The following is a 6,841-nucleotide window of genomic DNA, read 5'->3' as shown; positions in this document are numbered from 1 at the left end:
AAGTCATCGGCAGGGATATTTCCGCCAGGAATTTCATTGTCACCTTGACCAGCAACATTCACAATTCTTCCTTCCACCTGAGGATCTACAGTTTTAAGAACTGCAATATGCTCCCGTAGATTTTCCCAATCAGAGAGACCCAAATCAGTTACACGGCCTTGTTCATACGCTTTTTTGAACACATCGTAGCCATCTCCACCTTTAGCAGTGAACGCGTTTGTCGCAATCATATATTCTTGTTCATTTTCTAGCGATACATACTTACCTGCAGCATCCTTATATTGAATAGAAACTACTCGTTGACCAACTGGTTTTGAAGAATCATAAACAACCTTTGCTCCTGATACATGAAGGAAACCACCATTTTCCTTTGGAGACTCCTTAAAGCTAATCTCAAATGCAGCCTTTATCTCTGCACCTGAAATCTTCATCGTCGCTAAGGTGTTACCAAATGGAAGTACGGAAATTACCTCTCCAACTGTAATCGGTCCCTGATTAATAGCAGCTCGAATACCTCCTCCATTTTGGAATGCCATAATTACATCTTTGTTATACACTCTTGCCTTATTTAGCATGCCATCTGTTATTAAATTACCAAGTGGAGTTTCATTGCTTCGTACACTAGCTGGGTTATCTGCAGTAGACCGTGGATTTTCTAACGCTTTAACAGCAGTCGCTCCCGTTTCCATCTCTTTTATTTCTTTAATTTTATTGGAGTACTTTTCTAATAATTTTTTTGCTTCTGCATCTTCTGTTTTCTCATTAACACTTATTAGCTTTCCAGCATTCTTTACAACTTTACCGTTCTTATCAAACTCGACATCCAAAGTTCCTAAAAACTCACTATACTGATAGGCTTGTACAATGACTGTAGGATCCTTTGCTTTACCGTTTTTGTCTTTAGTGATAACTACTGGAGCCTCTAGTTTGGTATGACTATGTCCCCCAACTATAATATCAATTCCAGCTACTCTAGCTGCTAGCTCTAAGTCGTTATCATACGCAGGATTATCGTCGTATCCTAAGTGAGAGACAGCAATAACCTTGTTGACGCCTTGTTTTTTAAACTCTGCTACCATTGTCTCTGCAGCTTTAATATAATCTGTGAAAGCTACTTTTTCAGGACTAGATATATCTTTTGTTTCCTCTGTCGTTAAGCCAAACAAACCAATTTTTTGACCATTTACTACTTTGATAATTCCGCTGTATATTTGACCGTCTTTCGCACTGCTTGTTACTTTGACATTAAACAAACCTTGAAGATCTACGTCCTCCGAAAAGTCGACATTGGAGCTTACAATAGGGAATTTAGATTTCTTGATAAATTCCGCTAATGCTTTATGCCCTTCCGAACTTGAGCCTAAGTCAAACTCATGATTCCCAAGGGTCATGACATCATACTTCATCAGGTTCATAAATTCCAAATCAGCTTGTCCTTGAAATTCATTAAAATATAAAGTACCAGAAAATACATCGCCAGCGTCAATTAGAAGGGCTGATGGCTTTTCCTTACGAAAATCTTTTACAGCTGTCACGCGCTTTGCAACATTATCTAATTGAGCATGTGTATCGTTTGTATGCATAATAGATAATTTGAAATTTGTATCGGGAGTACCTCCGCCCCCGCCTCCTCCGCCGCCGTCACCTGGTGATGGTGGTGGGTTTGGTATAGAAGGTGGTGTTGGAACAGGTGTAGGCATTGGTGTCGGTATAATAATATCGATTCCTGCTTTTTTAGATACCGCCGTCACCTTGTCGATAAGCTCCTTCACCATAGGTAAAGCGCTAGGAGAAGGTAAACGAATAACTAATGGTTTAATAGATTCTAATATCTTAATGGCTTCTGCCTTTTTACCTGCTGCAAGTAGCTTATCCGCTTCCTTCACTTTCATATAAATAGTGACAGGTATCATTAACTGATCTCGTTTTTGATTTGCAGGCTCCTTATACTGATCTAGTAATAGATCTCTAGCTGCCTTACCAGAAAAACGGTAAAGGATAACGGTTCTATTTTTTAGCTGAACAGAAAGCTTGTGATAAAGTGATTCAACCTTTTCCCAATCCTTTGCACTCTCTGCTTTTTTAATATCAGCCATTATTGGATTTAAATACTTGTCCGCGTAATTATAAGCATCAATATAAGGTATGATCCCTTTAGTAACACGCTCCTCATATAATGCATCTAAATCTCTCAACATAGCATTCTTGTTTGAAGCGTTCGATTTTTGTATAGCACTTCTTGCCTTTTGATAATTCTTCTTTGCCAAATTTAATGCCGGATATAATTCTGCGCTAGTTGCAACCTGACCGTTCTGAGCAGGAACTACATAAGCATATGCAGCCTCCTTCATATCTTTTCTTGCCTGATCCACCATCGATTGAAGTGAACTATTAGCATAACCTGTATTGCTTGAAACTAGCAGAGAAGTTGTGAGTACTGCTGCCATGACAGATTTCTTCATCTTGTTGTTCATGATTTCCCTCCATATTTTTAATATATAACGCCTTAATATCCTGACATTAATTAGCAAATTTAGAACTAATATTCATGTCAATTATTACCATAACATGGCGAATCATTAAATACAATTAGGAGAATATTAAATATTTGTAATATTTTAATTTACATATATCGACTAATAAAAAAAGGAGAAAAAGTTAAGAAAGAAACGATTAGGATAACGTTTTTGATATAGGAATAACTACAAATTATAAAGGGGAATTTCAAATAGAATTTACAACTCAAATGTCACTTTCATATGTTACTGATTGCCTAATGATTGTCGTAAATCTTTCCCGAAAAGGAGAGCTGGCGAGGGATTGTCGCAAAGTAAGCTCCGATTGTCGTAATCCTTGGCTGGATTGTAGTAAACTACGGGATCATTGTTGTAATTCTTGCTAGAACGAGGGAGTCTTTGATTGATTGTAGTAAACTACGGAAGGATTGTCGTAATCCATGGCTGGATTGTAGTAAACTAGCCAATCATTGTCGTAAAGTAAGCTCCGATTGTCGTAATCCAGAGCTCAACTGTCGCAATTCGTGCCTTAGTTCATTGTAGAGAATTGTGTCTGACACAGGGACACACACAATTTCCACCGAAACCCACCTATCACAAAGGTACACCCACATGAATTGTGTCTGACACAGGGACACACACAAACAAAAAAAGCTGTCTGTCAGGCGCAAAACCACCTAACAAAACAGCTCTTCATATTTTAACTTTTCCACGAAAATTTCCAGGCCCTACCCGGAATCTTACACAAGCCAACAATAAGCACGAACGACAAAATCCCAGCCACTAACGAAAGCGTCATATAGCTAGTTTGAGCCGCAATCACACCTGACAAGCCGCCTCCAGAAACTCCAGCGAGCGCCACCCATACGTCAATCGACCCTTGTCTCTTTGCCCGAGTAGTAGGTACGGTAGAATCTACAATCAAAGCAGTACTGCTGATTAAACCAAAATTCCAGCCTAGCCCAAGTAAAGCAAGCGCCACAATAAGCATTCCTAAAGAGTCACCTGGTGCAAATGCTGCCACTAAGCCTGCTGCCAGCAATGTAAATCCAGAAGCAACCGCAATTGCCACACGACCAAAACGATCAACTAATATACCAGTGACAAGAGATGGTAAATACATCGCGGCAACATGAAAGCCAATGACAAGTCCGACTGCATTCAAATCATGTCCATGATGCCTCATGTGCACAGGAGTCATTGTCATAATGGAAACCATCACGACCTGAGTGATGACCATAACGGCAGCCCCGATGAAAATACCTCTCTTATCCTCTACTTCCTCTTCCACACTTAGCGTATCCTGCTCAACCTGCTTATTAATAGCAGTCGAAATCACTAACGGATCTGGTCGCAATAAAACCCAAAGAATTGTTCCAGCCAGTAAATAGGCAGCTGCCGCCAGGATAAATGGCCCGGCAAGAGATGGAACCCCTATAGACTCAGCAAACTCTCCCATCACCCCTACTAAATTTGGACCCGCAAACGCCCCTAATGTGGTCGATACCATCGCAATACTAATTGCAGTACCTCGTTGCTTGGCAGTAGCTAAATCTGTCCCGGCATATCTAGCCTGCAAATTTGTCGCTGATCCTGCACCATATATTAACAAGGAGGTAAACAGTAAGATGATACTGTCAGTCATAGCTGCAGCAACTACACCAATGGCACCAATACCACCTACTATAAATCCTCCTGAGAGGCCATACCTTCTACCATAACGCTGTGACATTCTTCCAACCATCAACGCCGCTCCCGCTGAACCTAACGTGAACAGTGCAGTAGGTATACCTGCATAGCTATCTGTCCCAAGCATATCCTGAGCAATCAAAGCCCCAACTGTTATTCCAGCTGCCAATCCTGCTCCTCCAAAAACCTGTGACAAAACGACAATCCACAGCGTTCTTTTATATAGTCGCTGTATTTCTTCTGGAGAATCTATGTATCTCTGAATATCATTTTTTCCCTGTGAAATAAAAGCCACCCCCAAATCCTATGCTTTTGAACTCCTCCGCAAACCCTTTAGCCAACTATATAGTATGATTCCAACAAATGCGCCAGTACTATCGATCAATACATCCTTCACCTGCGCGCCCCTACCAGGCACAAGCAGCTGATGAAGCTCGTCACTAATCGCATAAACAATGCAAATAGCTAAAGCAAATACAATACTTTTCATACCTCGAATCTCACTCAACCGGAGTGCTCGGACAACCAATATTCCCAATACAAAATAAATTAGAAAATGTGCATTCTTTCGTACGAAATGGTGTAAATTGTCAACAAATAAATCCGACTCCGGAGCTACAGCTTCCACCACAGACAAAATTACCTCTGTTACCCCTGTACTTAATTCCTTTGAATCATCAGCTGGTTGACTGGAGAAAAAGAAGATTAACCCCATCCATAAAAAGACTGCTAAATACGACCAAATTTTCGACATATAACCTCACCTTTAAAGCTTTTCTTATCAAAAAAGCAACTAAAGCTATAGCTCCAGCTGCTATTAAACATTACATATTATTATACACGCCTGTCCGAAGTAAGGCTTGTTTTAACGAGCTAAAAGTAGAGATTTTACCAAAGTCCAGACCTAACTGAACAGATGTATGCGCAACCTCTGGGCGAATTCCCGAAATATATGGACGAATACCTAGTAAGCTTAAAACCTCCATAAACTTATACAGCTCATTGGCAACCATTGTATCTATTATAGAAACTCCGGAAATGTCAATAAACAGCTTTTCTATCCCTAGCTCTATACACTTTTGGGGAATTTCCTCCGTTAGAGATTTTGCGCGATATGTATCCACGTCCCCAACGATAGGCAAGACACCAACCTTTTCTAGTATAGGTATAATCGGACTGCTCAATTCACGTATTAGCATTTGTTGAGCATTAAGCCGAGTCGTAAATAGATAATAATAGCGTTTAGAGAACTCATAGATTAACCGATCAAAGGATTGATTATAAATGGAGCCCCACTTTAAAACTTCTTTATTTGTAATATCTCCTGCTTCACCTTGAACAAAACGTTCTACATAGCTCCAAATAATCTCTCTCGTCTTGTTCAATGCCTCGATCACATTATGAATTGCTATATTATTTTCTACTCTATTTTTTGCGACTGTTTCAGCCCATGTCTCTAGAAGCTCAGAAAATGTATTCTCGTCCAATAAGGAAGTGGCCACTGTCCTTATCGTCAAAGCGTTCTGTTCCTTCAGCAGTTGATCTATTGAAGGGTTAGGATTATTTGAATAAAAAGGATCAGTAAAATTTCTTTTTTCTTCTAGCCATTGTTGGGATATATTCGGAGTATTTTCAATTAAATAATTGTAAAGCTGTTGATTAATCGAAGACAAGTGCTCCCCTTCTTTCTGTCTACACAATAGTAACTCTATTATAAATGTTTCCAGGAAAAAAAGGTATTTTATTCTATTTTTAATTAAAAAAAGCAACCGAAGTGAAACTCCGGCTGCTAAAATATATTTATTTTGAAAATCTTCCTGCAAAGTCCATTGTGCTACATTTGTCCATTGGAAGTTTAACGCTCTTACCTTCTGCAGCTGATTTATAAATAGCTAACACAAGCTCAAGTGCATTTCTACCGTCCACTGCTGTTACATAAGGATCTCTGTCGTTTTTAATCGCATCGATTACATCTGTATATAGTGGGTTGTGTCCAAATCCATAAACAGATGGTGGATTTTCATAGTATTTTGCTTTTACTTCTTCTGAGTTATCTTTGTCATCAGCGAACATCCACTCTTCAATGATGTTAACAGATTTACCACCGATTTTAACAGTACCTTCTTCACCAAACACATATAGAGTTTCTTCTAGGTTTTTAGGGAAGATATTCGTTGTACCTTCGATAATTCCGTAGCTTCCATTTTTAAAGCGAACTAGAGCCATACCAAGGTCTTCTGCCTCGATGAAGCCGTGCATTAGGTTGTCCGTCATACCAACAACCTCTACGATTTCGTCGCCCATCATCCAACGTAACAAGTCAATATTATGTATACATTGGTTCATCAACGCGCCGCCATCTTGCTCCCAAGTTCCGCGCCATGGAGCTTGCGTATAGTAATCTTCCCCACGGTTCCAACGGATATGAGCAGTACCGTGAAGTAATCGACCAAAGCGACCTTCTTCAACAGCTTCTCTCATTTTTTGAACAGATTTGTTAAAGCGGTTTTGGTGACAAGCACTTACTTTAACGTTTTTCTCTTTAGCTAAAGCGATGATTTGATCTGCTTCCTCTAAAGATAATGCGATTGGCTTCTCGATAATTAGATTGCTGCCATGCTCGATACAATCTAAAG

General features: G+C 39.7%; 5 protein-coding genes. All 5 read right to left on the bottom strand.

What is annotated here, in order from left to right; all coding sequences use genetic code 11:
* The coding region (locus tag AC06OU_RS02485; protein WP_475853740.1) for a 5'-nucleotidase C-terminal domain-containing protein at positions 1-2,474 on the bottom strand (2,474 nt) is incomplete at its 3' end.
* 742 nt (positions 2,475-3,216) lie between these two features.
* A complete protein-coding gene (locus AC06OU_RS02480) occupies positions 3,217-4,500 on the bottom strand; it encodes an MFS transporter (protein ID WP_475853739.1) in 1,284 nt (427 codons plus the stop codon).
* A 9-nt stretch (positions 4,501-4,509) separates the two neighbouring features.
* Entirely contained in the window at positions 4,510-4,959 is a 450-nt protein-coding gene (locus AC06OU_RS02475; RefSeq protein WP_475853738.1) for a VanZ family protein, read from the bottom strand.
* Positions 4,960-5,029: 70 nt separating this feature from the next.
* A complete protein-coding gene (locus tag AC06OU_RS02470; protein WP_475853737.1) occupies positions 5,030-5,878 on the bottom strand; it encodes an STAS domain-containing protein in 849 nt (282 codons plus the stop codon).
* Between the two features lie 127 nt (positions 5,879-6,005).
* The coding region (locus AC06OU_RS02465; RefSeq protein WP_475853736.1) for a Gfo/Idh/MocA family protein at positions 6,006-6,841 on the bottom strand (836 nt) is incomplete at its 5' end.

Source organism: Psychrobacillus sp. (assembly GCF_056205495.1).
The sequence above is the reverse complement of the archived record's forward strand: the minus strand, read 5'-3'. Positions and strand labels throughout refer to the sequence as shown.